Below are 26,014 nucleotides of genomic sequence, written 5' to 3'. Positions count from 1 at the left end.
ATTCAGAGTCAAGCGTTTATTTTCGCTTTTCTCCGTTGGCGTTCATCTCTGAACCCCGCTGACCCGGCGGCTTGCGTGCCGTTGTTCCGTGTCAGTGGAGGCGAATTATAGGGGGTAATTCTGATGTGGCAAGTTTAAATTCAAATAAATGATTCGTTCGCTCACTTATTAAACAATCCTGCATCCGGACTTTAATTCTTGCCTGGTTTTTAAACAAAAACGAGCCCAGAGGGCCCGTTTTTGTCGTTTTGTGATTTACTGCACTGCCACTATATGGTCGTCTTTCACCACCAGCTGAACTTCTTTACCGGGGATCAGCTCGCCGGAAAGAATTTGCTGCGCCAGCGGGTTTTCGATCTGCTGCTGGATAGCGCGTTTTAACGGACGAGCGCCATACACCGGATCATAACCATTCGCACTCAGCAACTTCAGCGCTTCATCGGACATGTGGACTTCGTAGCCACGTTCTTCCAGACGTTTGTACAGACGCTGCAGCTGAATCTGAGCAATCGAAGCAATGTGTTTTTCACCCAGCGGGTGGAAGACCACGACTTCATCGATACGGTTGATGAATTCCGGGCGGAAGTTCTGACTGACCACACCCAGAATCAGATCTTTCATGTGACTGTAATCCAGTTCGCCGAAACGTTCCTGAATCAGATCCGAACCAAGGTTAGAGGTCATAATCACAACCGTATTACGGAAATCGACCGTTCTCCCCTGTCCATCGGTCAGACGACCGTCGTCCAGCACCTGCAACAGGATGTTAAACACATCCGGATGAGCCTTTTCTACTTCATCCAGCAGGATGACAGAGTAAGGACGACGACGTACTGCTTCCGTCAGATACCCGCCCTCTTCATAGCCGACATATCCCGGAGGCGCACCGACCAGACGCGATACGGAGTGTTTCTCCATAAACTCAGACATATCGATACGTACCATGGCATCATCGCTATCAAACATAAAGTTCGCCAGCGTTTTGCACAGCTCCGTTTTACCGACACCGGTTGGACCAAGGAACAGGAACGACCCGATTGGACGGTTAGGATCGGACAGCCCGGCCCGGCTACGGCGAATCGCGTTGGATACTGCTTCAACCGCTTCGTTCTGACCAATCACCCGACTGTGCAACTCCTGCTCCATACGCAGCAGTTTTTCACGCTCGCCTTCCATCATTCGCGCTACCGGAATACCGGTCCAGCGTGCCAGCACTTCGGCAATTTCCGCATCCGTCACTTTATTACGCAACAGACGCATCGTTTTACCTTCAGACTGTGTAGCCGCTGCCAGCTGTTTTTCCAGCTCCGGGATTTTGCCGTACTGCAGTTCAGACATCCTGGCCAGGTCGCCAACGCGTCGCGCCTGCTCGATGGCGATTTTTGCCTGTTCCAGCTCAGCTTTAATCGTCTGGGTTCCGGAGAGCGACGCTTTTTCCGCCTTCCACTCTTCTTCTAATACGGAATACTGACGTTCTTTATCCGCCAGCTCTTCATTCAGCATATCCAGACGTTTCAGACTGGCTTCATCGGCTTCTTTCTTCAGCGCCTGCTGTTCCAGCTTGAGCTGAATAATACGTCTGTCGAGTCGGTCGAGCTCCTCCGGCTTCGAGTCAATCTGCATACGGATGCTGGATGCCGCTTCATCGATCAGGTCGATAGCTTTATCCGGCAGCTGACGGTCAGCAATATAACGATGCGACAAGGTTGCCGCTGCGACGATCGCCGGGTCAGTGATCTGTACATGGTGGTGCAGCTCATAGCGCTCTTTCAGACCACGCAGGATCGCAATGGTATCTTCAACGCTTGGCTCAGCAACAAACACTTTCTGGAAACGACGCTCCAGCGCAGCATCTTTTTCAATATACTGACGATACTCATCGAGCGTGGTTGCGCCGACGCAGTGCAGCTCACCGCGCGCCAAAGCAGGTTTCAGCATGTTGCCGGCATCCATTGCGCCGTCCGCTTTCCCCGCCCCGACCATAGTGTGCAGTTCATCAATAAACAGAATGACGTTGCCTTCCTGTTTTGCCAGATCGTTCAGCACCCCTTTCAGGCGCTCTTCGAACTCACCGCGATACTTGGCCCCGGCCACCAGCGCCCCCATATCCAGCGCCAGAACCCGACGACCCTTCAGCCCTTCCGGTACTTCACCGTTGACAATACGCTGTGCCAGTCCTTCAACGATGGCGGTTTTACCAACGCCGGGCTCACCAATTAAAACCGGGTTATTTTTAGTTCGGCGCTGCAGAACCTGGATAGTACGGCGAATCTCTTCGTCACGGCCAATGACCGGATCCAGTTTGCCCTGTTCAGCACGTTCGGTCAGATCGACCGTAAATTTTTTCAATGCCTGACGTTGGTCTTCGGCACCCTGATCGTTCACGCTTTCACCTCCGCGCATTTGTTCAATCGCCTGAGTCACATTGGCGGTTGTTGCTCCGGCGGATTTTAAAAGGTCGGTCAGCGTACCGCGTGATTCAAGCGCCGCCAGAACGAACAGTTCTGACGAAATAAAATTGTCCTTCCTCTTTTGCGCCAGCTTGTCGCAAAGGTTCAGAATACGCACTAAATCCTGAGACGGCTGTACGTCACCGCCGGTGCCTTCCACCTGCGGTAAACGGCTCAGCGCCTGAGTGATATTGGTGCTTAACTCTCCGGCGTTAATGCCCGCAGAGGTTAATAAAGGACGTACCGATCCCCCTTCCTGATTCAGCAAGGCGCTCATTAAATGAAGAGGTTCGATGAATTGGTTGTCGTGCCCGAGTGCAAGCGACTGGGCATCGGCAAGAGCAAGCTGGAATTTATTGGTAAGACGATCCAGACGCATAACTCCTCCCATAACAGGTCAAATTTGCTACTGGAGATTAAATGAGGTCATCCCTCAATTATTCAAGGTTAAAGACCTGAACTATGCGAAAAATAAATTTGCCTTCTGGACCGTCTTGATTCGCCAGGTTATCTCAACCAGATAAAACTCGCCATACGACCCGTAGTCTTATCGCGACGATAAGAGAAAAAATCATCCTTTTCGCTTAGCGTACAGCGATCGCCGCCGAAGATCTGCGTGACACCAACATTGGCTAAACGCTGACGAGCCAGCCGATAGATATCAGCAAAATATTTCTCGCCGACGGGGCGGAAAGCCTCTTCCGCTTTCCCGTCCTTTACTATAAACGCATCCCGCACTTCCGGACCGACTTCAAAAGCCTCGGGACCGATCGCCGGGCCAAGCCAGGCCAGAATGTTTTCCGGCTTATCGGCGAAACATGCGACCGTCGCTTCCAGCACACCGTCGCATAATCCGCGCCAGCCGGCATGAGCAGCGGCAACTTCCGTCCCTGCGCGATTACAAAAAAGAACCGGCAGGCAGTCCGCCGTCATTACCGCGCACACCGTACCCGGTGTATTACAGTATGACGCATCCGCCCGTTTTGACTCATATGGCCCGCCGTCCAGGGTGAGCACCGCGGTGCCATGAACCTGCTCCAGCCATACCGGATATGACGGCAGCCCGCCAGCGGCAAACATGCGCCGACGGTTTTCTTCCACGTGCTGCAGATTGTCTCCGCAATGGGCGCCCAGATTGAGCGAATCGTACGGAGGCAGACTGACGCCGCCAATACGCGTGGAGCTACAGGCAGCCACGCCTTCCGGCACGGCCCATTGCGGTACAATCAGTTTAGTCATAGCCAGTCAATATCATCCTTGTGATCTTCATAATCTGCACGCATTGCCTCAATCAGATCAACCATATCCTGAGGAATTGGCGCATGCCATTCCATCTCGATACCGCTGATCGGGTGGTACAAGCGTAACATCGTCGCGTGCAGTGCCTGACGGTCAAACTTGCGCAGGGCGGTGATAAACGCTTCCGATGCACCTTTAGGCGGACGCGGGCGGCCGCCATAGACCTGATCGCCCACCAGCGGATGGGTGATGTGAGCCATATGCACACGAATCTGGTGAGTACGGCCGGTTTCCAGGCGCAGGCGCAGACGCGTGTGAATACGGAAGTGCTCCATAATACGGTAATGCGTTACCGCCGGTTTCCCCATCGGGTGCACCGCCATATGCGTACGTTTCGTCGGGTGACGGCTGATAGGTTCTTCTACCGTACCACCCGATGTCATGTGACCAATTGCTACCGCTTCATACTCACGGGTGATTTCACGCAGCTGCAGCGACTCCACCAGACGAGTTTGTGCCGGGATGGTTTTCGCTACGACCATCAGACCGGTCGTATCTTTATCCAGACGGTGAACAATACCCGCGCGCGGTACGTCGGCAATCGGCGGATAATAGTGCAGCAGCGCATTCAGCACAGTACCGTCGGGGTTGCCCGCGCCTGGGTGAACAACCAGATCGCGTGGTTTATTGATCACGAGGATGTCATCATCTTCGTAGACGATATTGAGCGGAATATCCTGCGGTTCGAAGCGCACGTCTTCTTCGATTTCAACATCGATGGAGACGCTCTCTCCCCCTAAAACTTTTTCTTTCGGCTTGTCGCTGACAGCGCCGTTTACCAGCACTCGCTGGTCGAGGATCCATTCTTTTATGCGCGAACGCGAATAATCCGGGAACATTTCGGCCAAAGCCTGATCTAAGCGTTGACCGAGTTGATTTTCGGACACCGTTGCGGTGAGTTGTACTCGTTGTGCCATATACAGCTTCTTCGTTTAACGTTGGGTTTTACGGCTTTGCCGTTTAATATAGTGTGCTATTGTAGCTGGTCTTAATCGGGAGCAGGAACAGAGATTCTCCCGCATAAACATTTTGAGGAAGTCAAAACGTCATGACGCGCATGAAATACCTGGTGGCAGCGGCCACACTGAGCCTGGCTTTGGTGGGTTGCTCCGGCTCAAAGGAAGAGGTGCCTGATAATCCGCCGAATGAAATCTACGCGACCGCCCAGCAAAAGCTGCAGGACGGTAACTGGAAACAGGCAATAACGCAACTGGAAGCGTTGGATAACCGCTACCCGTTCGGTCCTTATTCCCAACAGGTACAGCTTGACCTGATTTATGCGTATTACAAAAATGCCGATCTGCCGCTGGCTCAGGCAGCCATCGACCGCTTCGTTCGTCTGAACCCTACGCATCCTAACATTGATTACGTCATTTATATGCGTGGTCTGACAAATATGGCGTTGGATGACAGTGCGCTGCAAGGATTCTTCGGGGTCGATCGCTCCGATCGCGACCCGCAGCACGCTCGCGATGCCTTCAACGACTTCTCCAAACTGGTACGCGGTTACCCGAACAGCCAGTATGCGACCGACGCCTACAAACGTATGGTGTTCCTGAAGGATCGCCTGGCGAAGTACGAGCTGTCAGTGGTTGATTACTACACCGACCGCGGCGCATGGGTTGCCGTCGTGAACCGTGTCGATGGTATGCTGCGCAGCTACCCGGATACTCAGGCGACTCGCGATGCGCTACCGAAAATGGAAAACGCCTACCGCCAGATGCAAATGAACGCTCAGGCAGACAAGGTGGCGAAAATTATCGCCGCTAACGGTAAAAACACCTGATCGTTTTTCAGATAAGCAAAACGGCAGCCATGAGCTGCCGTTTTTTATTGTTCAGGCGCCTGAGCTGAAGCGTTTTAGCGCCGAGTCATCCTATCAAATATGACTCCCTTTCCCCTTTCCGACAAGTAAAATCTCACCTGTTCCTGCCCTGCCTCACAAAATGAATTCGTTGACAAAAAGTGACATTAAAATGTGATATAGATCACACATCTTGACATTGGGAGAGGTATGCTGAGTTCACCAAGACGGGAAAGACAAGAGGTAAAATTTATGACAATGAACATTACCAGTAAACAAATGGAAATTACTCCGGCAATTCGCCAGCATGTCGCAGACCGTCTCGCCAAATTGGATAAATGGCAAACCCACTTAATCAACCCGCACATCATTCTCTCTAAGGAGCCGCAGGGTTTTGTCGCTGATGCAACCATCAATACGCCAAACGGGCATCTGGTCGCCAGCGGAAGAAGCGAAGATATGTACGTCGCAATCAACGAATTGATCAACAAGCTGGAACGGCAGCTGAATAAAGTGCAACACAAAGGGGAAGCCCGCCGCGCCGCAACATCGGTGAAAGAGGCAGGCTTTGTGGAAGAAGAAGAGTAATCCTTAACTTAATATTGTGTAACGCCACGCGCCTTCGGGCGCGTTTTTTATTGACAGGATGAAAACAGTACGGGTACTGTAATCTCAACTCAGCAAAGGAATTCATCGTGAAACGACTAGCGTTCTTCTTCGCATTCTTTTTTACCTTCCCCTGAACGGGAGGCGATTCGTCGTGTGATAAAGAATGCGAAGACGAACAACAAGGCCTCCCAAACGGGAGGCCTTTTTTATTGATAAATCAATAACAAGAAAGGCAACACATATGACCGAGGAAAACCCGTTACTGGCTCTGCGCGATAAGATCAGCGCACTGGATGAAAAACTGCTCGCGCTGCTGGCAGAACGCCGCGGACTGGCTGTAGAGGTCGGTAAAGCAAAGCTGGCATCGCACCGTCCGGTTCGTGATATCGACCGCGAGCGCGACCTGCTGGAGCGTCTGATAACGCTGGGGAAAAGCCACCATCTGGATGCCCACTACATCACCCGTCTGTTTCAGCTGATCATCGAGGATTCCGTTCTCACCCAGCAAACCCTGCTGCAACAGCATCTGAATAAAATCAATCCACATTCAGCGCGCGTGGCTTTCCTGGGACCAAAAGGGTCATATTCACATCTGGCCGCCCGCCAGTACGCGGCGCGCCATTTCGAACAGTTCATTGAGAGCGGTTGCGCGAAATTTGCCGATATTTTTAACCAGGTGGAAACCGGCCAGGCCGACTACGCGGTCGTTCCTATCGAAAATACCAGCTCCGGTGGCATCAATGATGTCTACGATCTACTGCAGCATACCAGCCTGTCGATCGTCGGTGAGCTCACGATCCCAATCGATCACTGCGTTCTGGTCTCAGCTTCAACCGATCCGCAACACATTCAGACCGTATATAGCCACCCGCAGCCGTTCCAGCAGTGCAGCCAGTATCTGAGCCGTTACCCACACTGGAAAATTGAATACACCGAAAGCACCTCTGCGGCGATGGAAAAAGTGGCTCAGGCGAACTCACCGGGCGTAGCCGCGCTGGGTAGCGAAGCCGGTGGCGCACTGTACGGCCTGCAGGTTCTTGAACATTGCCAGGCAAATCAGACACAAAACATCACCCGTTTCCTGGTGTTGGCACGTAAAGCGGTGAATGTTTCCGAACAGGTACCGGCAAAGACCACGCTGCTCATGGCAACCGGCCAGCAGGCCGGTGCGCTGGTTGAAGCGCTGCTGGTGTTGCGCAATCACAACCTGATCATGACCAAGCTGGAATCTCGTCCGATTCACGGTAACCCGTGGGAAGAGATGTTTTATCTGGATATCCAGGCCAACCTGGAATCAATGCCGATGCGTAAGGCACTAAAAGAGCTGGCCGAGATTACTCGTTCCATGAAAGTTCTGGGTTGCTACCCAGGCGAAAACGTCGTGCCGGTCGATCCTATCTAACGCTCTGCAAATACGGGTTTCTTCATCCCTGCCACCGTCACCGGCAGGGTGAAGATAGCGCCGGAGAGCGGATATTTCTGGACTTCGTCGGCAGACATATTTTCGCGCGTGGTCGTAATGTACAACGTGCGCATATCCGCGCCGCCAAAACAGACCATCGTCGGGCAGCGCACCGGTAATCGATGTTCTTCCAGCTGTTCACCGGTCGGTGAAAAACGGGCGACACGCCAGCCATCGAACATTGCGCTCCAGTAGCTACCCTCTTCATCCACGGCCGCCCCGTCCGGGATACCTTCTCCCGGCTGAAAACGACGAAAGACTTCGCGTTTGCCGGGCTCGCCCTGCTCATCCAGCGGAGTGCGGTAGATAACGGCGTTTGGCGTATCCGAGGTGTACATCCAACGCTTGTCCGCGCTAAAGGCCAGACCGTTGGCGCCATGGATATCGCACTGAATCACCCGAGGAGTGAGATCGTGGTTGATGCGCATCAGCAGCGCGCCGTTATAATCTCCCGGCCCCCAGAATGTACCGGCATAAAAGCGCCCGTCGCGATCGGTGCCGCCATCGTTAAAGCGTGCCAGCTGCGGGTTGCTCGGATTATCACAAACTTTGCGCCGCAACAGGCCATGGGCATCGGTAAGCCAGATAGCGCTGCGTAGCGCCACAATGAAGCCCCCTTTCTCGCGCAGGGCAAAGCAGCCCACTTCTTCGGGAAACTGCAGAACCTGATGTTCGCCGCTGCGGATGTCGTAACGGTGAATTTCGCACTGCAGAATATCGGCCCAGTAGAGCGCCTGCTCGGCTTCACTCCAGGTCGGACATTCCGGCAGATGTCCTGCGTAATCAAACAGCGGTTGTGGTTCAGCCATCGTTTTCATCCCTATAAAAAAAGCCAGCGGGTTTCCCCTCTGGCTTTGATTATATATGGTTTTCCGTTACTGCCGGTTATCATTCGCCTGACGCAGCAGCGTCCGACTTTCGCTCTGGAAGCGCTGGGCATAATCGCCAAACCAGTGCTCTACTTTGCGGAAGCTGTCGATAAACGCCTGTTTATCCCCCTGCTCCAGCAGGCCAATCGCTTCACCAAAGCGCTGGTAGTAGCGTTTAATCAGCGCCAGATTGTTTTCCGACGACATAATAATGTCGGCATACAGCTGCGGATCCTGCGCAAACAGGCGGCCAACCATCGCCAGCTCAAGGCGGTAGATCGGCGATGACAACGCCAGTAGCTGTTCCAGGCGAACGTTTTCTTCCGCCAGATGCAGGCCATAGGCAAAGGTAGCAAAGTGACGTAGCGCCTGAATAAAAGCCATATTCTGGTCGTGTTCAACGGCGCTGATACGGTGCAGACGGGCGCCCCAGACCTGAATTTGCTCGAGGAACCACTGATAGGCTTCCGGCTGACGACCATCGCAGTAAACCACCACCTGCTTCGCCAGGCTGCCGCTGTCCGGCCCGAACATCGGGTGCAGACCCAGTACCGGACCACGGTGCGCGGCCAGCATCGCCTGTAAAGGTTCCGCTTTCACCGACGCCAGGTCGACCAGGATACAGTCCGCCGGTAACGGCGGCAGCTGACCAATCGTATCGACCGTGGCATGGATAGGAACGCTGACGATGACCATTCCGGCATCAGCAACAATGTCCGCTGCCCGCGCCCAGTCGTCTTTCTCCAGGATGCGTACCTGGTAGCCTGAAAGCGTCAGCATTTTCTCAAACAGGCGCCCCATCTGCCCACCACCGCCGACAATCACGACCGGGCGCAGATTCGGACACAGCGTTTTGAAGCCTTTATCATTCTCGCTGGAATATGACTCGCGCATGACGCGACGCAGCACGTCCTCGATAAGATCGGGTGGAACGCCCAGCGCCGATGCCTCTTCCCGTCGGGAAGCCAGCATCGCAGCTTCTCGTTCCGGGACGTAAATCGGCAGCCCATACTGGCTTTTGACCTCTCCGACTTCCGCTACCAGCTCCAGGCGCTTAGCCAGTAGCCCCAGCAGCGCCTTATCGACTTCATCAATTTGATCGCGTAACGCGGTCAGTTCAGCAACCATACTATCCTCTTACCCCAGACGAGCCGCCAGATGACCGCGCAGATCTTGATCCAGTTCGCGGAGCAGTGCATCAGTCGTTTCCCAGCTGATGCAGGCATCGGTGACGGATACGCCGTATTTCATATCACAACGCGGCTGCTCAGAAGACTGATTACCTTCGTGGATATTACTTTCGATCATCAGGCCAATGATGGAACGATTACCATCTTTAATCTGTGCGACGACGGATTCCGCAACCGCAGGCTGGCGGCGGTAGTCTTTATTAGAATTCCCATGGCTGCAATCTACCATCAGTGACGGTTTCAGTCCCGCCTGAGCCATCTCTTTTTCGCACTTCTCGACATCTTCCGGGCCGTAGTTTGGGGCTTTACCGCCGCGCAGAATAACGTGGCCGTTCGGATTGCCCTGGGTTTGCAGCAGACAAACCTGGCCGGCCTGGTTAATCCCGACGAAACGGTGCGGCATCGCTGCGGCACGCATCGCGTTAATTGCCGTCGACAGGCTACCGTCGGTACCGTTTTTAAAGCCAACCGGCATTGACAGACCTGACGCCATTTCACGGTGAGTCTGGGATTCGGTCGTACGTGCGCCGATAGCGGACCAGCTAAACAGATCGCCGAGGTACTGCGGGCTGTTTGGATCCAGCGCTTCCGTTGCCAGCGGTAACCCCATATTCACCAGCTCTACCAGCAAGCGACGCGCAATCTTCAGACCGCCTTCAACATCAAATGAGCCATCCATATGCGGATCGTTAATCAACCCTTTCCAGCCCACGGTAGTACGAGGTTTTTCAAAATAGACGCGCATGACCAGGTAGAGGCTATCGCTGACCTCTTCGGCAAGTGCTTTAAAACGATGAGCGTATTCAATTGCCGCCTCTGGATCGTGGATCGAGCAAGGTCCACACACCACCAGCAGACGCGGATCGCGGCCGGCAATAATGTCAGATATCGTCTGACGGGACTGCGCAATTTGCGCTTCTTGTTCGAGGCTCAGCGGGAATTCAGCTTTCAGCTGATCCGGCGTGATCAGAACCTGTTCGTCGGTAATATGTACGTTATTCAGCGCGTCTTTTTGCATGATTGCGATCCTGTGTAGCTCGTTTGCGATAGTGGGTTCCTCGGTGAGGAGTGACGTAACGATACCACACAAAGTAAAGATTTCAATCCATAATCCGTAAATTTTACTTTACACCAGCAAATTAAATGGCTATTTATTCCGCCATAAGTGTAAAGATATTGGTACAATACGATATTTCACCCTGCCGACGCTCACCTTTCCCCCACCTTCGTTTACGAAAAATCCTGGGCAGAATTATCTCAAAGGAAAGGGGGCGGTTAATGACGCTCCCCACCAACAATGGTATCCTGCGCCCGGGCATCAGCGATCTGCAATTCATGCACCCCGACGAACCTGACGGATCCGTTAATGAAAGAGTCTCACCGTCTTTTTTTTATTTTTTTGTTATTTATCGTGGGCCATCCCGCTTTTGCCGCTGACGCGCCTAAAAATGTTCGGGCTATTGTTTCGGGTATTGTCACCTATACCCGCTGGCCAGCATTATCTGGCCCGCCCAGGTTGTGTATCTTTTCTACCTCGCGTTATACCTACAGCCTGGCTCAGGAACAACCTGAGGCTTTACCGTACAAACCGGTCATTGTGCGTAATACCGAAGAAGCGTTGAATACGGTCTGTGATGGATTTTATTTTGGCAGCGAATCGCCCTCTCAACAGGCGAAGCTCACCGCAGAATACCCATCACGCCCCCTGTTACTCATTGCGGAACAAAATAGCGAGTGTGCAATTGGCAGTGCTTTTTGCCTGATCATAAATGACAAAAGGGTCAGATTCTCCGTGAATCTGGATGTCCTGACACACAGCGGTGTGCGGGTTAATCCAGACGTACTGATGCTTGCCCGGAACAATGCACATGAATAAGGATTTCTCTCAGGCTCCGCGCCCCACCTTTAAACGAGCACTACGCCGTATCAGCGTGATAAGCGTGGTGATCTCTATGACCCTGGTCTGGCTATTGCTGAGTACCGCATCAGTCTTTACGTTAAAACAGTATGCGCAGAAGAATCTGGCGCTGACGGCCGCCACAATGAGCCGTAGTCTTGAAGCCGCGCTGGTTTTCGATGACAGCGCTGCGGCAGAAGAGACGCTGGCCACACTCGGCAGGCAGGGGCAGTTTTCAGAAGCGCTGGTGCTGGATAACCAGCAAAATCACTTCGCCGTCTGGCGTAATATGGACCTGGTTCGGCAGGAGAAATTCAGCGGGATCATCAGCAAATGGCTGTTTCCTGAACCAACAACCCAGCCAATCTGGCATCTGGGGAAGGTCGTCGGCGAACTTCGGCTGACGGCGCTGGACAGCCTGATAAGCCACTTCCTCGGCATATCTATCATCGTTTTGACTGGCAGTATTCTGCTGGCCTCATTTATCGCCTTATTGCTGACGCATTCTCTGCACCACGGTATCGTCACCGCCTTACAAAGCATTACCGAAGTGGTCCATGACATCCGGGAAAACCGCCACTTCTCCCGCCGGGTCCCTGAAGAGCGCATCGAGGAGTTCCATCTGTTTGCCCAGGACTTTAATAGCCTGTTAGGTGAAATGGAGGACTGGCAGCAGCAGCTGCAGGCTAAAAATGCCCAGCTGTTACGCACGTCGTTACATGATCCCCTCACCGGGCTGGCCAATCGCGCGGCGTTTCGCAACGTCATCAGTACATTAATGAAAGATGAGGCTGCCCGACGCAGTTCGGCATTACTCTTTCTTGATGGCGATAATTTTAAGCTGATTAATGATAACTGGGGTCATGCAACGGGAGACAAGGTCCTCATCGAAGTCGCCAGCCGGCTGATGAATTTTGTCAGCAAGCACCATCAGGCCTGGCGTTTAGGCGGGGACGAATTCGCGATCTTGTTGCGTGACGTTCACTCAGAGGCGGAAGTAAAGACGCTCTGCGCATCGTTATCCAGCCAGTTTCTTGAGCCGTTTAATCTGCATAACGGCCATACTGCGACCCTGTCGCTCAGCATCGGCTATGCGCTGGCCTGGGAACACGCGTCAGCGGAGAACCTGCAGGAGTTCGCCGATCAAAATATGTATCGGATGAAACACCGGCGTATTCCACAAGTACAAAAATAAAAGGAACCACAATGCTCAGGAAATATTTTGCTCCCGCGCTGATGGCCGCGGTTTTACTCACCGGCTGTCAGGCCCCGCAAGGGAAATTCTCTCAGGAACAGGTTGCCGCCATGAAGTCTTACGGCTTTACGGAAAGTGATGGCGACTGGTCGCTGGGTTTGTCCGACAGCATCCTGTTTGATAAAAACGACTACCATCTGCGCAGCGACAGCCAGGCGCAAATCCAGAAAATGGCCTCTCGTCTGGCTGCTACCGGGATTACGCACGCTCGGTTAGACGGACACACCGATAACTACGGTGAAGACAGCTATAACGAAATGCTGTCGCTTAAACGCGCCGATATCGTCGCGGATGACTGGGCGAAGGGAGCCAATATCCCGCGCAGCAATTTAACGACCCGTGGATTAGGTAAAAAATATCCGATCGCCAGCAACGATACGGCGAAAGGACGTGCTGAAAACCGCCGCGTTACGGTGGTCATCAGCACGCCGTAGGCACTTAGTCGACCGACTTCGCGAGCAAGACGGCCGTTGCCGCCCGCCAGCGTAGATAGTCAATGACCAGTCCTGCCGCGAGGCTGGCGCCCATTAACGGTAGCGCCAGCCCCAGCATCACTGCAATCGCCAGCGTGAGCGCGCGGGCGGGCCATCCCAGGTTGAACCACGCCTGAATCAGGGTATTCGCCGGGTTAAACGCCGCATGAGCCGGCCGCCGGATCCACCACAGACGATATCCCACCACAATCATCACGCACAGCGCGATCCCAAACGCGATCAGCAGCAGCTGATTGGCAAGACCAAACAGAATCCCCATATGGAAATCCACGCCCCAGCGGGTCAGCTTCGCCATTAACGGGAAATCGGCAAAGCGGGTGCGATCAACAACCTGCATGCTCTCCCCGTCAACTGCCACCGCGTCCACCTGCGTTGGCCAGCTTCGGTCAATTTCATTGACCGTCCACGCACGCCCCGCCGCTGCCGGAGGTCGGATTTCCAGCTTGCTGGCATTGAGACCCGCCGCGCGCGCGATTGTCAGCACCCGATCAAACTGTTCGCCTTTCGCCGCCGGCGCCGCATCGGCCATATGCCCCATATGATGTTCGGCATGCGGATCATGCGGCATCGGCATTGCGCTATGCAGCTGCGTATTCACCTGCGGGGTCAGCCAGCCGAATGCCGCGCGCATTTTATCCACATTGCCACCGGCCCACTGCGACCAGGTCAGCCCGGTGGCGGAGAAGAGCAGCATACCTGCCAGTAGCACCCAGCCGAGAGAAACATGCAGACGACGGCTATTCTGCATACGATTATTGATCCGCTTGCGGGGACGAGTCATCGCCCAGAGGACAATGCCACCGAGTGCCGCAACCCACATCCATGATGCAGCCAGCTCGCTATAAAGCCGGCCGCTATCCCCGAGCAGCAATGATTTATGGGCGTAATCGATCCACTGGCGCAACGGTAAAATTCCGCTGGTACCATAGACCGTCATATCGCCCTTCACTTTCAGCGTTACCGGGTCGATAAAGATCGCCCGGGACTCAGACTCTCCCAACTGCGGATCGGAAAACATCACCCGCGTGGTCTCCCCGGCCTTAATAGCCGGGCGCACCGCCTGTAAACGAAGATTCCCCTGAGTCGTCTCTTCCGCGACCATCAGCTGGGCGCTAAGCGGCTGACGATCGCCGTTCAGCGAACCATGAAGGGCATCCTGATAGAGCCAGTTCTCCAGCTGTGGAGTGGCCACGTACAGCGTCCCGGTAAGGGCCGCCACGAAGATAAACGGCCCGATAAACAGACCAATATAAAAATGGAGACGTCGCAGCAGGTTCAGCCATGCCGCGCGTGAGGTGCAGGTAGTCATACTTTTCCTTTCTGAAAGCAAAAAGAGAACGTAGCGCTGTGCGCATTGTTATTTTAGAAAGCAGAAAAAGCAGACCGACGCGGCGGCGCGCGGGTTTCGGGGTACAGCCAGGGGAAGAAATGCCGGCGCTTGAGCACCAGACAGGGGAAAAGCACGCGCACGCGGCGCAGGATAACGGAGATAAGCAGCGCCAGCGCAAAGAGCAGCCCCGGTACGTGAGCCAGCAGCACGCAGTAGCCACAGGCCTCCGCATGGTCGAGCGGCATCGTGTGCGTCGACTGGGGCGCAGGAAAGACCGCCGGGTGGGACATCGCCTGCTCATGCGGCATATCCGCCATCATCATCGCATGATGCATGCCGGGCATAGCGCTCATCGGATCTTTTTGCAGTGACACCGAGATTAGCGGCGCAACCACAATCAGCAGGATCGAAAACAGCGCCAGCCATGCGGCTCGCCGTATAAACGCTGATTGTAGAGAAAGTTTGCTGACCACCGCCCCTCCGAAATGAGAGCGATATTGTAAATGATTTACATCAGAATGGTTAAATTGAAGATAAAAAAAGGGCCGGCCCAGCGGGCCAGCCCTTTTCATCAGGATGTCGCGAAAGCGAATCTTAGTTAAGACGCTCTTTGATACGAGCAGACTTACCGGTACGCTCACGCAGGTAGTACAGTTTAGCTTTACGTACAGCACCACGACGTTTAACAGCAATGCTGTCAACTACCGGAGAGTGAGTCTGGAAGACACGCTCAACGCCTTCGCCGTTGGAAATTTTACGAACAGTGAATGCAGAGTGCAGACCGCGGTTACGAATAGCGATAACCACGCCCTCGAATGCCTGCAGACGTTTTTTGGAACCTTCAACAACCCATACTTTCACTTCCACGGTATCACCCGGACGGAAGGAAGGTACGTCCTGCTTCATCTGTTCTTGTTCAAGTTGCTTAATAATGTTGCTCATAATTTAATCTCTTATCCTGGGTAAACTGATATTGGGGGCTTACGCCATCCCATCATGTTTATGCTGCTGTTTTGCGTGTTCAGTTTTGAACTCCGCCAGCAACTTTGCTTGCTCTTCAGTCAGAGCCAGGTTTTCCAAAAGTTCAGGTCTTCTAAGCCAGGTACGGCCCAGCGACTGTTTCAAACGCCAGCGACGAATCTCAGCATGGTTTCCCGACAGCAAAACTGGCGGTACTTCCATCTCTTCTAACACTTCAGGACGGGTATAGTGTGGACAGTCCAGCAATCCATCGGCAAAGGAATCTTCCGTTGCCGATGCCTCATGACCCAGAACCCCCGGAATAAACCGGGAAACGGAGTCAATCAGCGTCATGGCTGGTAACTCACCACCGCTGAGGACGTAATCACCGATTGACCATTCTTCGTCAATTTCGGTCTGGATTACGCGCTCATCTATGCCTTCATAGCGACCGCACACCAGAATCAGTTTCTGATTCGTTGCCAGTTCGCTGACGCCCGCTTGATCAAGCTTGCGTCCCTGAGGTGACAGATAAATCACCTTTGCGCCTTCACCTGCCGCGGCTTTTGCTGTGTGAATGGCATCCCGTAAGGGTTGCACCATCATTAGCATCCCCGGTCCGCCGCCGTAAGGACGATCGTCCACGGTACGGTGCCGGTCATGAGCAAAGTCACGAGGACTCCAGCTCTGGATGCTCAGCAGGCCATTTTTTACTGCCCGGCCAGTTACCCCGTAATCGGTAATTGCGCGGAACATTTCAGGAAACAGGCTAATTATGCCAATCCACATAGCGCCGTCTTTTACCGTTTATCCGGAGAATTTAAAAACCAGGATCCCAGTCTACTTCGATGGTACGAGTAGCGAGATCGACTTTCTTGATAACCTGCCCATCGAGGAACGGAACCAGCCGCTCCTTGATACCAAATGCATCTTTCAGGTTTGCCTTAATGACGAGAACGTCATTTGACCCGGTTTCCATCATGTCGATGACTTTACCAAGGCCATAGCCTTCTGTGGTTACTACCTGGCAGCCCATCAGGTCTTTCCAGTAATAGTCACCCTCTTCGAGCTTCGGCAGCTGCGAGGAATCCACGACAATTTCGCAATTAGTCAGCAGATTCGCAGCATCACGATCGTCAATGCCTTTCAGCTTAATAACGATGTCCTGATTATGGTGGCGCCAGCTTTCCAGCTCAACGACCTGCCACTGACCCGCCTTCTGGATTAACCAGGGCTGATAGTCAAAAATGCTTTCGGCGTCTTCGGTGGAGGAAAACACTCTGAGCCAACCACGGATACCGTAGGAAGAACCCATCTTGCCCAATACGATCGGATCAACAGGTGCTTGTGCGGTGTGTTGCTTGCTCATCATGACCACCGTGACAGATTAAGCTGCTTTGTTTGCTGCTTTGATCAGCGCTGCAACGCGATCGGAAACGGTAGCGCCCTGGCCAACCCAGTGAGCGATACGATCCAGATCCAGACGCGTTTCTTCTTCGTTCGCAGAAGCGATCGGGTTGAAGAAACCAACGCGCTCGATGAAGCGACCGTTGCGTGCATTACGGCTGTCGGTGACAACAACCTGGTAGAACGGACGCTTTTTAGCGCCGTGACGAGCTAAACGAATAGTTACCATAACATCCTCTTGTGTGAATAGAACACCCGGGCCCCATCGAGGAACGGAGCCCGGGTGTCATATTAAAAGCCCGAAAATTTTACTGATTTCTGGGGAAATTGCAATCAGCATATGCTGCGCATAGGCTAAATAGGGCAAATAAGCTCGCCAGATATCATCGACCGCCCGGGAACCCTGGCGGCATCATCCCTTTCATCCCACGCATCATCTTCATCATGCCGCCTTTCGACTTCATCTTCTTCATCATGCGCTGCATATCGTCAAACTGCTTGAGCAGACGGTTCACGTCCTGCACCTGCATCCCGCAGCCGGCGGCGATACGACGCTTACGTGAACCTTTAATGATTTCCGGCTTAGCGCGCTCTTTCAGGGTCATCGAGTTGATGATCGCTTCCATCCGCACCAGCACTTTGTCGTCCATCTGCGATTTAACGTTATCCGGGATCTGCCCCATACCTGGCAGTTTGCCCATCAGGCTGGCCATGCCGCCCATGTTCTTCATCTGCCGCAGTTGCTCGAGGAAGTCTGTCAGGTCAAAGCCATCGCCCTTCTTCAGCTTGGAGGCCAGTTTCTCAGCCTGCGCGCGGTCAACCTTGCTCTCGATATCTTCGATCAGCGACAGCACGTCGCCCATGCCGAGAATACGGGAAGCGATACGATCCGGGTGGAATGGCTCCAGCGCTTCGGTCTTTTCGCCGACGCCGAGGAACTTAATCGGCTTACCGGTGATGTGACGAATCGACAACGCGGCACCGCCGCGGGCGTCGCCGTCCACTTTGGTCAACACCACGCCGGTCAGCGGCAGCGCTTCGTTAAACGCCTTGGCGGTATTTGCGGCATCCTGACCGGTCATCGCATCAACGACGAACAGCGTTTCTACCGGATTAAGAGAAGCGTGGACCTGTTTGATTTCGTCCATCATCGCTTCATCAACGTGCAGACGACCGGCGGTATCCACCAGCAGCACGTCGTAGAACTTCAGCTTCGCTTCTTTCAGCGCGGCGTTAACGATATCGATCGGCTTCTGGCCCACATCGGACGGGAAGAAATCAACGTTAACCTGCTCAGCCAGCGTTTCCAGCTGTTTAATCGCCGCCGGGCGATAAACGTCCGCGGAGACCACCAGCACTTTCTTCTTGTGCTTCTCACGCAGGAATTTACCCAGCTTGGCGACGCTGGTAGTTTTACCCGCCCCCTGCAGACCCGCCATCAGCACGACGGCCGGCGGCTGAGCGGCTAAATCCAGCGCCTGGTTCTCTTCGCCCATCGCCGCAACCAGCTCGTTACGTACGATTTTGACAAACTCCTGACCCGGGGTCAGGCTTTTGTTCACTTCATGACCCACCGCGCTCTCTTTGACGCGGCTGATGAAGTCACGAACGACCGGCAGCGCGACGTCCGCCTCCAGCAGCGCCATGCGGACTTCACGCAGGGTGTCTTTAATATTGTCTTCGGTAAGGCGTCCGCGGCCGCTAATGTTGCGCAGCGAACGCGACAAACGATCGGTTAAATTATCAAACATTGTCTCTCGCCTGAGGTGGAAACTGTCGGTCGCAGCAGCGACACGAAAACACGGATTTGGCGCAGTATAACACGACATGAAGCGCGATGTGATGCAACGGTTGGAGCAGACGTCGCGTGACGCTATACTGCTTCTCTTTCTTATTTAGTCAACAGTCGACACCCATATGCCTGTTTTTGCTCTGCTCGCGCTTGTCGCCTATTCCATCAGCCTTGCGCTGATCATCCCTGGCCTGTTGCAAAAAAACAGCAGCTGGCGGCGGATGGCGATTCTTTCCGCAACTATTGCGTTGATTTGTCATGCTTTTGCGCTGGAGTCACGTATTTTCCCCGGCGGCGAGAGCGGACAGAATCTCAGTTTATTAAACGTCGGTTCGCTGGTCAGTCTGATGATCTGTACCGTGATGACTATCGTCGCGTCGCGTAACCGCGGCTGGCTGCTGCTGCCTATCGTCTACGCATTTGCGTTGATTAACCTGGCTTTCGCCACTTTCGTGCCGAACGAATACATCACCCACCTGGAAACCACGCCGGGAATGCTGGTGCACATCGGCCTGTCGCTCTTCTCTTACGCAACGCTGATTATTGCCGCGCTGTATGCGCTCCAGCTGGCATGGATCGATTATCAGCTGAAGAACAAAAAGCTGGCCTTCAGCCATGAAATGCCGCCGCTGATGAGTATCGAGCGTAAAATGTTTCATATTACGCAGGTCGGCGTGGTCCTGCTGACGCTGACGCTGTGCACCGGTTTGTTTTATATGCATAACCTGTTTAGCACGGAAAATATCGATAAGGCCGTGCTGTCGATCGTTGCGTGGTTCGTCTATATCGTTCTGTTATGGGGCCACTATCATGAAGGATGGCGCGGTCGTCGGGTCGTCTGGTTTAACGTCACCGGCGCCGGCCTGCTGACGCTGGCTTACTTTGGCAGCCGCGTGCTTCAACAGTTTATTAGTTAACCCCGAACACCCGCCTGTCCCGGTAGGTGGCATCATTGCAGAAAGCCTGAAGACTGGCGCGATCAGCGCCAGCAGGCTCATAAAATAGCCTACCGGGCCAGGCGTTAAGGAGTCCCCCCTGGAACACATATCTACCACCACGCTGATCGTGACGCTGATTATCATGGTGATTATCTCTGCCTATTTCTCCGGTTCTGAAACCGGGATGATGACCCTGAACCGCTATCGACTGCGGCATATGGCGAAACAAGGCAACCGCCAGGCAAAGCGCGTAGAGAAGCTGCTGCGTAAACCCGACCGCTTAATCAGCCTGGTGCTGATTGGCAATAACCTCGTCAACATCCTCGCCTCCGCGCTGGGGACGATTGTCGGTATGCGACTGTATGGCGATGCCGGGGTGGCCATTGCCACCGGCGTGCTGACCTTCGTGGTCCTGGTTTTTGCCGAGGTCCTGCCTAAAACCATCGCGGCGCTGTATCCGGAAAAGGTCGCCTACCCAAGCAGCTTCTTACTGGCGCCACTGCAGGTGCTGATGATGCCGCTGGTCTGGCTGCTGAACACCATCACCCGCCTCCTGATGCGCATGATGGGCATCAAAACCGATATCATCGTCAGCGGCGCGCTGAGCAAAGATGAGCTGCGCACCATCGTGAACGAGTCACGCACCCAAATCTCCCGCCGTAACCAGGACATGCTGCTGTCGGTGTTGGATCTCGAAAAGGTCAGCGTCGATGACATCATGGTCCCGCGCAATGAAATTATCGGTATTGATATTAACGACGACTGGAAATCGATCGTTCGCCAGCTGACCCACTCTCCTCACGGACGCATCGTGCTGTATCGCGGCTCGCTGGACGACGCCATCAGCATGCTGCGCGTACGTGAAGCCTATCGCCTGATGACCGAGAAAAAAGAGTTCACTAAAGAGGTGATGCTGCGCGCCGCCGACGAAATTTACTTCGTGCCGGAAGGAACGCCGCTGAGCACGCAGCTGGTGAAGTTCCAGCGCAATAAGAAGAAAGTAGGCCTGGTGGTCGATGAGTACGGTGATATCCAGGGGCTGGTGACGGTAGAAGATATTCTCGAAGAGATTGTCGGTGACTTCACCACCTCAATGTCGCCGACGCTGGCTGAAGAGGTCACGCCGTTAACTGACGGAACCGTCATCATCGATGGCAGCGCCAACGTGCGTGAAATCAATAAAGCGTTTAACTGGCATCTGCCGGAAGATGAGGCCCGAACGGTTAACGGGATTATTCTGGAGGCACTGGAAGAGATCCCGGTTCCCGGCACGCGCGTGCGCATCGAGCAATATGATATCGATATTCTCGACGTCCAGGACAACATGATTAAGCAGGTGAAGGTCAAGCCGGTGAAGCCCCTTCGTGAAAGCGCCGCCGAGTAATCGACAGGCCTGACGCAGAGACGGTGGACCCTGGGTTCGCCGTTTTTTTTGCCCGCCACTCTCCAGGCAACAAAACCGCGGGGCGATAAAAAAACGGCCGCCCTCAGGCGGCCGTTGGAGGCGAATTATTTCGCTTTCGCCACGGTGACCATCGCTGCGCGAATGGTACGACCGTTCAGGGTATAACCCTTTTGCATCACGCCCAGCACGTTGCCAGCCGCCACATCGTCAGACTCAACCATGGCGATGGCCTGGTGCACGTTAGGATCCAGCGGCACATTGGTATCGGCAATCACTTCCACACCGAATTTGCGTACGACATCCAGCATCGACTTCAGCGTCAGCTCGATACCTTCAACCATGGAAGCCATGTCCGGATTGGCTTTATCGGCCACTTCCAGCGCGCGGTCCAGGCTGTCGATTACCGGCAGCAGTTCGTTAACGAACTTCTCCAGAGCAAATTTGTGCGCTTTTTCCACGTCCAGCTCGGTACGACGACGCAGGTTTTCCATTTCCGCTTTTATGCGCAGGACACCATCGCGTTCACGAGTCTGAGCTTCAGCCAGCTGCGCTTCCAGATTCGCAATTTTTTCATCGCGCGGATCCACCTGCTCAGCAGAAACTTCAGGCTCAACCGCCTCAACGTTCTCGTGCTGTTCCGTGATAATTTCTTCCGGGGCTTGCCCGTCAGGCGTTTTCTGTTCTTTACTACTCATGAATTTCTCCGCGTTTTTTTTCGCATTCATCTCGCTAACTTCGCTTATTATGGGGATCCGTTTCCGGGTTTCAAGGGAAGCTGTCAGATTGTCATCATTCATTTAACGCAAGGACATCCAGAACATGAAGAACCATTTCAAGTGTATAGGCATTGTGGGACACCCTCGTCACCCAACCGCGCTGACCACACATGAAATGCTCTGGCGCTGGCTCTCCGGCAAAGGCTACGAGGTTCTGGTCGAACAACAGATTGCCCATGAGCTTCAGCTTAGCAACGTCAAAACGGGCACGCTGGCGGAAATTGGTCAGCAGGCGGATCTGGCGGTAGTGGTGGGCGGCGACGGCAACATGCTCGGCGCAGCGCGAACGCTGGCACGTTACGATATCAACGTCATCGGCATTAACCGCGGCAACCTCGGTTTTCTGACCGATCTTGACCCGGATAACGCCCTACAGCAGCTCGCCGACGTACTGGAAGGCCACTACATTTCGGAAAAACGTTTTTTGCTGGAAGCCCAGGTCTGCCAGCAAGATTGCCAGAAGCGCATCAGTACCGCGATTAATGAAGTGGTCCTGCACCCGGGCAAAGTTGCGCATATGATTGAGTTCGAAGTGTATATCGATGAGGTATTTGCCTTCTCCCAGCGTTCTGACGGCCTGATTATCTCCACACCGACGGGTTCCACCGCCTATTCATTATCCGCCGGCGGCCCCATTCTGACACCCTCCCTGGATGCCATTACCCTGGTCCCTATGTTCCCGCATACCCTCTCGGCGCGTCCGCTGGTGATTAACGGTGACAGCACCATTCGCCTGCGTTTTTCCCAGCGCTGCAGCGATCTGGAGATCAGTTGCGACAGCCAGATAGCGCTGCCGATTCAGGATGGCGAGGATGTTCTTATCCACCGCTGCGATTATCATCTGAACCTCATTCATCCAAAAGATTACAGCTATTTCAATACATTGAGCACCAAACTCGGCTGGTCGAAAAAATTGTTCTGATTTTAGCAGCTGCCTCTTTACTGGATAAAAAACCAGTCTATACTGTACGAAAACACAGTAATGGTTTTTCATACAGGAAGGCAGCTATGCTGGCGCAACTCACCATCAGTAACTTTGCTATCGTTCGTGAACTGGAAATCGATTTTCACAGCGGAATGACCGCGATCACCGGGGAAACCGGTGCAGGGAAATCTATTGCCATTGATGCGCTAGGGCTGTGCCTTGGCGGAAGAGCCGAAGCAGACATGGTGCGAAGAGGCGCCAGCCGCGCAGACCTGTGCGCCCGCTTCGCCTTAAAAGATACCCCGGCGGCGCAGCGCTGGCTGGAGGAGAACCAGCTGGAAAGCGGACGTGAGTGTTTACTTCGCCGCGTCATCAGTACCGACGGGCGCTCCCGCGGTTTTATTAACGGTACCGCCGTCCCGCTTTCTCAGCTTCGTGAGCTCGGCCAGCTGCTTATCCAGATTCACGGCCAGCATGCGCACCAGCTGCTGACCCGGCCTGAACATCAAAAAACCCTGCTCGATGGCTACACCGGTGAGTATGCGCTTACTCAGCGTATGGCTGAACACTATCGTCAGTGGCATCAAAGCTGCCGCGAGCTGGCTCAGCATCAGCAGCAGAGCCAGGAACGCGCTGCCCGCGCCGATCTGCTGCAATATCAGCTGAAAGAGTTAAATGAGTTCAATCCACAGCCGGGCGAGTTCGAACAAATCGATGAAGAGTACAAACGCCTGGCCAACAGCGGCCAGCTGCTGACCACCTGTCAGCACGCGCTGACGGTGCTCGCAGACGGCGAAGAAGCCAACCTGCAAAGCCAGCTCTACACCGCCAGGCAACTGGTGACTGAGCTCGTCGGGATGGACAGCAAACTCTCGGGGGTGCTGGATATGCTTGAAGAGGCGGCGATTCAGCTCAGCGAAGCCAGCGACGAACTGCGTCACTATAGCGACCGTCTGGATCTCGACCCGAATCGTCTGTTCGAGCTGGAGCAGCGCATCTCTCGTCAGATAGCCCTGGCGCGTAAGCATCAGATCACCCCGGAAGAGCTCCCCGCATTTTATCAGGGCCTGCTGGAAGAGCAGCGGCTGCTCGACGACAGCGCGGGCTCGCTGGAATCCCTTAGCCAGACCGTGGTAGAACACCATCAGCTGGCGCTCGAGACTGCTCAGCAGCTGCACGCTCTGCGGCAAAGCAGCGCGGCAGAGCTGGCGCAGTTAATCACCGAGAGTATGCGCTCACTTTCCATGCCTCACGGGGTATTTGCCATCGAGGTTGCCTTTGATGAGCGTCATCTCACCGCCGAAGGGGCCGACCGTATCGAGTTTCGCGTCACGACCAACCCGGGGCAGCCGCTTCAGCCCATTGCTAAAGTCGCCTCCGGTGGCGAACTGTCGCGTATTGCGTTGGCCATTCAGGTCATTACTGCGCGGAAGATGGAAACGCCGGCCCTGATTTTCGATGAGGTAGATGTCGGTATCAGCGGCCCGACGGCGGCAGTCGTAGGCAAACTGCTGCGTCAGCTGGGCGAATCTACTCAGGTCATGTGCGTCACTCACCTGCCGCAGGTTGCCGGCTGTGGCCATCATCATTTCTTCGTCTGCAAAGAGACCGACGGCGAGATGACGGAAACCCATATGCACCCGCTCGACAAACGGGCGCGACTGCAGGAACTGGCCCGTCTGCTGGGCGGTAGCGAAGTCACCCGTAACACGCTGGCAAACGCGAAAGAGTTGCTCGCGGCGTAAACTTTTTGATTTTCGCAGAGTCATAGTGAACAGCAAATTGCCGTAAGACCTGCAGTCGAAGGTTTCCAACTGGGCAAAGGTCTATTATTATCGGCATATTACAGATGAGCCACGTACTGCTCGGGCCCGAAAAGGAATAAAATCACTATGCGCTGTAAAACGCTGACTGCTGCCGCAGCGGTTCTTCTCATGTTGACCGCAGGCTGTTCCACTCTGGAACGAGTGGTTTACCGTCCTGATATCAACCAGGGTAACTATCTGGCACCCAACGATGTAGCAAAAATTCGTGTCGGCATGACGCAACAGCAGGTTGCTTATGCGCTGGGTACCCCAATGATGTCGGATCCGTTTGGTACCAACACCTGGTTCTATGTTTTCCGTCAGCAGCCTGGGCATGAAAAAATCACCCAGCAGACGCTAACGCTGACCTTCAACAGTAGCGGCGTGTTAACCAACATTGATAACAAACCGGCTCTCACCAACGAGTAATGCGGTAAGCACCTTGCTGCAAAAAGACAAAAAGCGCTCACTGAGCGCTTTTTTTATCCCGTTCGCCGCTATTTCCCGGCATTTTTCTCCGCACGCTGACGACGCAGCTCTTTCGGATCGGCAATCAGCGGACGGTAGATTTCCACCCGATCGCCATCATGCACCACATCATGCAGCTTAACCGGGCGACTGTATATTCCGACCTTGTTCTTCGCCAGATCGATATCGCCGCGCAGCGCCAGCAGGCCACTGGCAATAATCGCCTGTTCGACCGTGGCGCCCTCTTCAAGCTTTACGCTTTGCAGGTACTGCTTCTCCGGCAGAGCATAGGCAACTTCCACCACGATGTTAGCCGACACGATAAACCTCTTTGGCCCTGGCCGTGAAAGCCTGCACCATATTTAACGCCAGCTCTTTGAAGATGCGACCAAACGCCATCTCAATCAGCATGTTGGTGAATTCAAAATCAAGATGAAACTCAATTTTGCAGGCATCCGAGCTCAGCGGGATAAACTTCCAGCCGCCAATCAGCTTTTTAAACGGGCCATCGACCAGACTCATTAAAATGCTCTGGTTACTGGTAAGGGTATTGCGTGTCGTAAAGGTCTTACTGATGCCTGCTTTGGACACATCAACCGCCGCCATCATCTGCGTCGGCCCAGACTCCAGCACACGGCTCCCGGTGCAGCCAGGCAAAAAATCAGGATAGGACTTCACGTCATTTACGAGTTGATACATCTGTTCCACACTGAAGGGCACCAGCGCAGTACGGCTAATCTGAGGCATAGCAAGTTCCACATTTATACACGTCGCAAATAATATCATTTATCTGCCGCTAAAAAAAACGCTGTGCCGCAACTCGTGCTAAGATAGCGCATTACACCTCGCAGGATGGATTGAGGTACTGTGTTCCCGTTT

The 26,014-nt window shown here is 54.1% G+C and carries 28 protein-coding genes and 1 other annotated feature; of the genes, 12 read left to right on the top strand and 16 right to left on the bottom strand.

Annotated elements, in window-relative coordinates; translation table 11 throughout:
- Positions 1-255 precede the first annotated feature (255 nt).
- From clpB to rluD, 3 genes are all read right to left on the bottom strand, one after another.
- The gene (gene clpB, locus GRPL_RS15375; protein ID WP_032699009.1) at positions 256-2,829 is read right to left on the bottom strand and encodes an ATP-dependent chaperone ClpB; all 2,574 of its coding nucleotides are present in this window, start codon (positions 2,827-2,829) and stop codon (positions 256-258) included.
- A 128-nt stretch (positions 2,830-2,957) separates the two neighbouring features.
- Positions 2,958-3,689 carry a purine nucleoside phosphorylase YfiH gene (gene yfiH, locus GRPL_RS15380; protein ID WP_032696869.1) on the bottom strand — a complete coding sequence of 244 codons (732 nt, stop codon included), beginning with the start codon at positions 3,687-3,689 and terminating at the stop codon, positions 2,958-2,960.
- Positions 3,686-4,666: a 23S rRNA pseudouridine(1911/1915/1917) synthase RluD gene (gene rluD, locus GRPL_RS15385; RefSeq protein ID WP_032686452.1), complete on the bottom strand. Its 981-nt coding sequence runs from the start codon at positions 4,664-4,666 to the stop codon at positions 3,686-3,688. Before rluD ends, yfiH begins: the two co-directional genes overlap by 4 nt.
- A 131-nt stretch (positions 4,667-4,797) precedes the next feature.
- Between rluD and bamD the strand changes: the two genes are divergently transcribed.
- The 4 genes from bamD (at position 4,798) to pheA (ending at position 7,564) form a co-directional block, all read left to right on the top strand.
- Entirely contained in the window at positions 4,798-5,535 is a 738-nt protein-coding gene (gene bamD, locus GRPL_RS15390) for an outer membrane protein assembly factor BamD (protein WP_004866513.1), read from the top strand.
- 270 nt (positions 5,536-5,805) lie between these two features.
- Positions 5,806-6,141: a ribosome-associated translation inhibitor RaiA gene (raiA, locus tag GRPL_RS15395; RefSeq protein ID WP_004866516.1), complete on the top strand. Its 336-nt coding sequence runs from the start codon at positions 5,806-5,808 to the stop codon at positions 6,139-6,141.
- 106 nt (positions 6,142-6,247) lie between these two features.
- Positions 6,248-6,372, top strand: a sequence feature (Phe leader region).
- Positions 6,249-6,296: a pheA operon leader peptide PheL gene (gene pheL / locus GRPL_RS28160; RefSeq protein ID WP_193312497.1), complete on the top strand. Its 48-nt coding sequence runs from the start codon at positions 6,249-6,251 to the stop codon at positions 6,294-6,296. Its footprint overlaps the feature before it by 48 nt.
- A gap of 31 nt (positions 6,373-6,403) precedes the next feature.
- Positions 6,404-7,564: a bifunctional chorismate mutase/prephenate dehydratase gene (gene pheA / locus GRPL_RS15400; RefSeq protein ID WP_004866518.1), complete on the top strand. Its 1,161-nt coding sequence runs from the start codon at positions 6,404-6,406 to the stop codon at positions 7,562-7,564.
- Here pheA and GRPL_RS15405 read toward each other — a convergent pair.
- The 3 genes from GRPL_RS15405 to aroF all read right to left on the bottom strand — a co-directional run bounded on the left by GRPL_RS15405 (position 7,561) and on the right by aroF (position 10,701).
- Positions 7,561-8,433, bottom strand: a complete 873-nt coding sequence (locus GRPL_RS15405) for an SMP-30/gluconolactonase/LRE family protein (protein WP_032699012.1) — start codon at positions 8,431-8,433, stop codon at positions 7,561-7,563. The genes pheA and GRPL_RS15405 overlap by 4 nt on opposite strands.
- Positions 8,434-8,499: 66 nt before the next feature.
- Positions 8,500-9,621 carry a bifunctional chorismate mutase/prephenate dehydrogenase gene (tyrA, locus tag GRPL_RS15410; RefSeq protein WP_032696867.1) on the bottom strand — a complete coding sequence of 374 codons (1,122 nt, stop codon included), beginning with the start codon at positions 9,619-9,621 and terminating at the stop codon, positions 8,500-8,502.
- A 9-nt stretch (positions 9,622-9,630) separates the two neighbouring features.
- On the bottom strand, positions 9,631-10,701 hold the full coding sequence (gene aroF / locus GRPL_RS15415) for a 3-deoxy-7-phosphoheptulonate synthase AroF (RefSeq protein ID WP_004866527.1): 1,071 nt from the start codon (positions 10,699-10,701) through the stop codon (positions 9,631-9,633).
- 348 nt (positions 10,702-11,049) lie between these two features.
- On the opposite strand from aroF, the gene yfiR reads away from it, so the two are divergent.
- From yfiR to GRPL_RS15430, 3 genes are read left to right on the top strand one after another with little or no spacing between them, the layout of a single operon-like run.
- Positions 11,050-11,559, top strand: coding sequence for a regulatory sequestration protein YfiR (gene yfiR / locus GRPL_RS15420; RefSeq protein ID WP_032686450.1), 510 nt, complete (start codon positions 11,050-11,052; stop codon positions 11,557-11,559).
- On the top strand, positions 11,552-12,775 hold the full coding sequence (gene dgcN, locus GRPL_RS15425) for a diguanylate cyclase DgcN/YfiN (RefSeq protein ID WP_032699007.1): 1,224 nt from the start codon (positions 11,552-11,554) through the stop codon (positions 12,773-12,775). The genes yfiR and dgcN overlap by 8 nt, the downstream gene beginning before the upstream one ends.
- 11 nt (positions 12,776-12,786) lie before the next feature.
- Positions 12,787-13,269, top strand: coding sequence for an OmpA family protein (locus GRPL_RS15430; protein WP_032686448.1), 483 nt, complete (start codon positions 12,787-12,789; stop codon positions 13,267-13,269).
- 4 nt (positions 13,270-13,273) lie between these two features.
- Here the strand turns inward: GRPL_RS15430 and GRPL_RS15435 are convergent, their stop codons facing one another.
- The 7 genes from GRPL_RS15435 to ffh all read right to left on the bottom strand — a co-directional run bounded on the left by GRPL_RS15435 (position 13,274) and on the right by ffh (position 18,777).
- A complete protein-coding gene (locus tag GRPL_RS15435) occupies positions 13,274-14,638 on the bottom strand; it encodes a PepSY-associated TM helix domain-containing protein (RefSeq protein WP_032699005.1) in 1,365 nt (454 codons plus the stop codon).
- Between the two features lie 53 nt (positions 14,639-14,691).
- Positions 14,692-15,132 (bottom strand): DUF2946 domain-containing protein, encoded by a 441-nt coding sequence (locus tag GRPL_RS15440; RefSeq protein ID WP_032699011.1) that lies wholly within the window; start codon positions 15,130-15,132, stop codon positions 14,692-14,694.
- A 121-nt stretch (positions 15,133-15,253) separates the two neighbouring features.
- Positions 15,254-15,601 carry a 50S ribosomal protein L19 gene (gene rplS / locus GRPL_RS15445; RefSeq protein WP_002914145.1) on the bottom strand — a complete coding sequence of 116 codons (348 nt, stop codon included), beginning with the start codon at positions 15,599-15,601 and terminating at the stop codon, positions 15,254-15,256.
- Positions 15,602-15,640: 39 nt separating this feature from the next.
- The gene (gene trmD / locus GRPL_RS15450; protein ID WP_004866546.1) at positions 15,641-16,408 is read right to left on the bottom strand and encodes a tRNA (guanosine(37)-N1)-methyltransferase TrmD; all 768 of its coding nucleotides are present in this window, start codon (positions 16,406-16,408) and stop codon (positions 15,641-15,643) included.
- Between the two features lie 31 nt (positions 16,409-16,439).
- Complete coding sequence (gene rimM, locus GRPL_RS15455; RefSeq protein WP_004866548.1) at positions 16,440-16,988, bottom strand: ribosome maturation factor RimM; 549 nt, start codon at positions 16,986-16,988, stop codon at positions 16,440-16,442.
- Between the two features lie 18 nt (positions 16,989-17,006).
- Positions 17,007-17,255, bottom strand: coding sequence for a 30S ribosomal protein S16 (rpsP, locus tag GRPL_RS15460; RefSeq protein WP_004866550.1), 249 nt, complete (start codon positions 17,253-17,255; stop codon positions 17,007-17,009).
- A 154-nt stretch (positions 17,256-17,409) separates the two neighbouring features.
- Positions 17,410-18,777: a signal recognition particle protein gene (gene ffh / locus GRPL_RS15465; protein WP_032686445.1), complete on the bottom strand. Its 1,368-nt coding sequence runs from the start codon at positions 18,775-18,777 to the stop codon at positions 17,410-17,412.
- A gap of 166 nt (positions 18,778-18,943) precedes the next feature.
- On the opposite strand from ffh, the gene GRPL_RS15470 reads away from it, so the two are divergent.
- Complete coding sequence (locus GRPL_RS15470; RefSeq protein WP_004866556.1) at positions 18,944-19,735, top strand: cytochrome C assembly family protein; 792 nt, start codon at positions 18,944-18,946, stop codon at positions 19,733-19,735.
- Positions 19,736-19,853: 118 nt separating this feature from the next.
- Entirely contained in the window at positions 19,854-21,140 is a 1,287-nt protein-coding gene (locus tag GRPL_RS15475) for an HlyC/CorC family transporter (RefSeq protein ID WP_032686444.1), read from the top strand.
- 125 nt (positions 21,141-21,265) lie between these two features.
- Here the strand turns inward: GRPL_RS15475 and grpE are convergent, their stop codons facing one another.
- On the bottom strand, positions 21,266-21,856 hold the full coding sequence (gene grpE / locus GRPL_RS15480; protein ID WP_004866563.1) for a nucleotide exchange factor GrpE: 591 nt from the start codon (positions 21,854-21,856) through the stop codon (positions 21,266-21,268).
- 124 nt (positions 21,857-21,980) lie between these two features.
- Here grpE and nadK point away from each other — a divergent pair, with 124 nt between their 5' ends.
- From nadK to bamE, 3 genes are all read left to right on the top strand, one after another.
- On the top strand, positions 21,981-22,859 hold the full coding sequence (gene nadK / locus GRPL_RS15485) for an NAD(+) kinase (RefSeq protein ID WP_004866566.1): 879 nt from the start codon (positions 21,981-21,983) through the stop codon (positions 22,857-22,859).
- An 86-nt stretch (positions 22,860-22,945) separates the two neighbouring features.
- Positions 22,946-24,607, top strand: coding sequence for a DNA repair protein RecN (gene recN / locus GRPL_RS15490; RefSeq protein ID WP_032686441.1), 1,662 nt, complete (start codon positions 22,946-22,948; stop codon positions 24,605-24,607).
- A 147-nt stretch (positions 24,608-24,754) separates the two neighbouring features.
- Complete coding sequence (bamE, locus tag GRPL_RS15495) at positions 24,755-25,096, top strand: outer membrane protein assembly factor BamE (protein WP_004866572.1); 342 nt, start codon at positions 24,755-24,757, stop codon at positions 25,094-25,096.
- A 68-nt stretch (positions 25,097-25,164) separates the two neighbouring features.
- Here the strand turns inward: bamE and GRPL_RS15500 are convergent, their stop codons facing one another.
- Both GRPL_RS15500 and GRPL_RS15505 read right to left on the bottom strand, forming a co-directional pair.
- Positions 25,165-25,455 carry an RnfH family protein gene (locus tag GRPL_RS15500; RefSeq protein WP_032686440.1) on the bottom strand — a complete coding sequence of 97 codons (291 nt, stop codon included), beginning with the start codon at positions 25,453-25,455 and terminating at the stop codon, positions 25,165-25,167.
- Positions 25,445-25,882 carry a type II toxin-antitoxin system RatA family toxin gene (locus GRPL_RS15505; RefSeq protein WP_004866577.1) on the bottom strand — a complete coding sequence of 146 codons (438 nt, stop codon included), beginning with the start codon at positions 25,880-25,882 and terminating at the stop codon, positions 25,445-25,447. The genes GRPL_RS15500 and GRPL_RS15505 overlap by 11 nt, the downstream gene beginning before the upstream one ends.
- Between the last annotated feature and the right edge of the window lie 132 nt (positions 25,883-26,014).

Origin of the sequence: Klebsiella planticola ATCC 33531 (genome assembly GCF_000735435.1) — a bacterium.
Classification (GTDB): Bacteria; Pseudomonadota; Gammaproteobacteria; order Enterobacterales; family Enterobacteriaceae; genus Klebsiella; species Klebsiella planticola.
Note: the sequence above shows the minus strand (reverse complement) of the source record. Positions and strands in the feature narration are given on the sequence as shown.

What these genes read in the sequence shown, in the direction of transcription:
- bamD (WP_004866513.1), top strand. Translation starts at nt 4,798, where the DNA reads ATGACGCGCATGAAATACCTGGTGGCAGCGGCCACACTGAGCCTGGCT.
- dgcN (WP_032699007.1), top strand. Translation starts at nt 11,552, where the DNA reads ATGAATAAGGATTTCTCTCAGGCTCCGCGCCCCACCTTTAAACGAGCA.
- rpsP (WP_004866550.1), bottom strand. Translation starts at nt 17,255, where the DNA reads ATGGTAACTATTCGTTTAGCTCGTCACGGCGCTAAAAAGCGTCCGTTC.
- recN (WP_032686441.1), top strand. Translation starts at nt 22,946, where the DNA reads ATGCTGGCGCAACTCACCATCAGTAACTTTGCTATCGTTCGTGAACTG.
- trmD (WP_004866546.1), bottom strand. Translation starts at nt 16,408, where the DNA reads ATGTGGATTGGCATAATTAGCCTGTTTCCTGAAATGTTCCGCGCAATT.
- aroF (WP_004866527.1), bottom strand. Translation starts at nt 10,701, where the DNA reads ATGCAAAAAGACGCGCTGAATAACGTACATATTACCGACGAACAGGTT.
- bamE (WP_004866572.1), top strand. Translation starts at nt 24,755, where the DNA reads ATGCGCTGTAAAACGCTGACTGCTGCCGCAGCGGTTCTTCTCATGTTG.
- rplS (WP_002914145.1), bottom strand. Translation starts at nt 15,601, where the DNA reads ATGAGCAACATTATTAAGCAACTTGAACAAGAACAGATGAAGCAGGAC.
- nadK (WP_004866566.1), top strand. Translation starts at nt 21,981, where the DNA reads ATGAAGAACCATTTCAAGTGTATAGGCATTGTGGGACACCCTCGTCAC.
- rluD (WP_032686452.1), bottom strand. Translation starts at nt 4,666, where the DNA reads ATGGCACAACGAGTACAACTCACCGCAACGGTGTCCGAAAATCAACTC.
- pheA (WP_004866518.1), top strand. Translation starts at nt 6,404, where the DNA reads ATGACCGAGGAAAACCCGTTACTGGCTCTGCGCGATAAGATCAGCGCA.
- GRPL_RS15435 (WP_032699005.1), bottom strand. Translation starts at nt 14,638, where the DNA reads ATGACTACCTGCACCTCACGCGCGGCATGGCTGAACCTGCTGCGACGT.
- GRPL_RS15430 (WP_032686448.1), top strand. Translation starts at nt 12,787, where the DNA reads ATGCTCAGGAAATATTTTGCTCCCGCGCTGATGGCCGCGGTTTTACTC.
- GRPL_RS15505 (WP_004866577.1), bottom strand. Translation starts at nt 25,882, where the DNA reads ATGCCTCAGATTAGCCGTACTGCGCTGGTGCCCTTCAGTGTGGAACAG.
- yfiH (WP_032696869.1), bottom strand. Translation starts at nt 3,689, where the DNA reads ATGACTAAACTGATTGTACCGCAATGGGCCGTGCCGGAAGGCGTGGCT.
- raiA (WP_004866516.1), top strand. Translation starts at nt 5,806, where the DNA reads ATGACAATGAACATTACCAGTAAACAAATGGAAATTACTCCGGCAATT.
- ffh (WP_032686445.1), bottom strand. Translation starts at nt 18,777, where the DNA reads ATGTTTGATAATTTAACCGATCGTTTGTCGCGTTCGCTGCGCAACATT.
- clpB (WP_032699009.1), bottom strand. Translation starts at nt 2,829, where the DNA reads ATGCGTCTGGATCGTCTTACCAATAAATTCCAGCTTGCTCTTGCCGAT.
- rimM (WP_004866548.1), bottom strand. Translation starts at nt 16,988, where the DNA reads ATGAGCAAGCAACACACCGCACAAGCACCTGTTGATCCGATCGTATTG.
- GRPL_RS15470 (WP_004866556.1), top strand. Translation starts at nt 18,944, where the DNA reads ATGCCTGTTTTTGCTCTGCTCGCGCTTGTCGCCTATTCCATCAGCCTT.
- yfiR (WP_032686450.1), top strand. Translation starts at nt 11,050, where the DNA reads ATGAAAGAGTCTCACCGTCTTTTTTTTATTTTTTTGTTATTTATCGTG.
- GRPL_RS15405 (WP_032699012.1), bottom strand. Translation starts at nt 8,433, where the DNA reads ATGGCTGAACCACAACCGCTGTTTGATTACGCAGGACATCTGCCGGAA.
- grpE (WP_004866563.1), bottom strand. Translation starts at nt 21,856, where the DNA reads ATGAGTAGTAAAGAACAGAAAACGCCTGACGGGCAAGCCCCGGAAGAA.
- tyrA (WP_032696867.1), bottom strand. Translation starts at nt 9,621, where the DNA reads ATGGTTGCTGAACTGACCGCGTTACGCGATCAAATTGATGAAGTCGAT.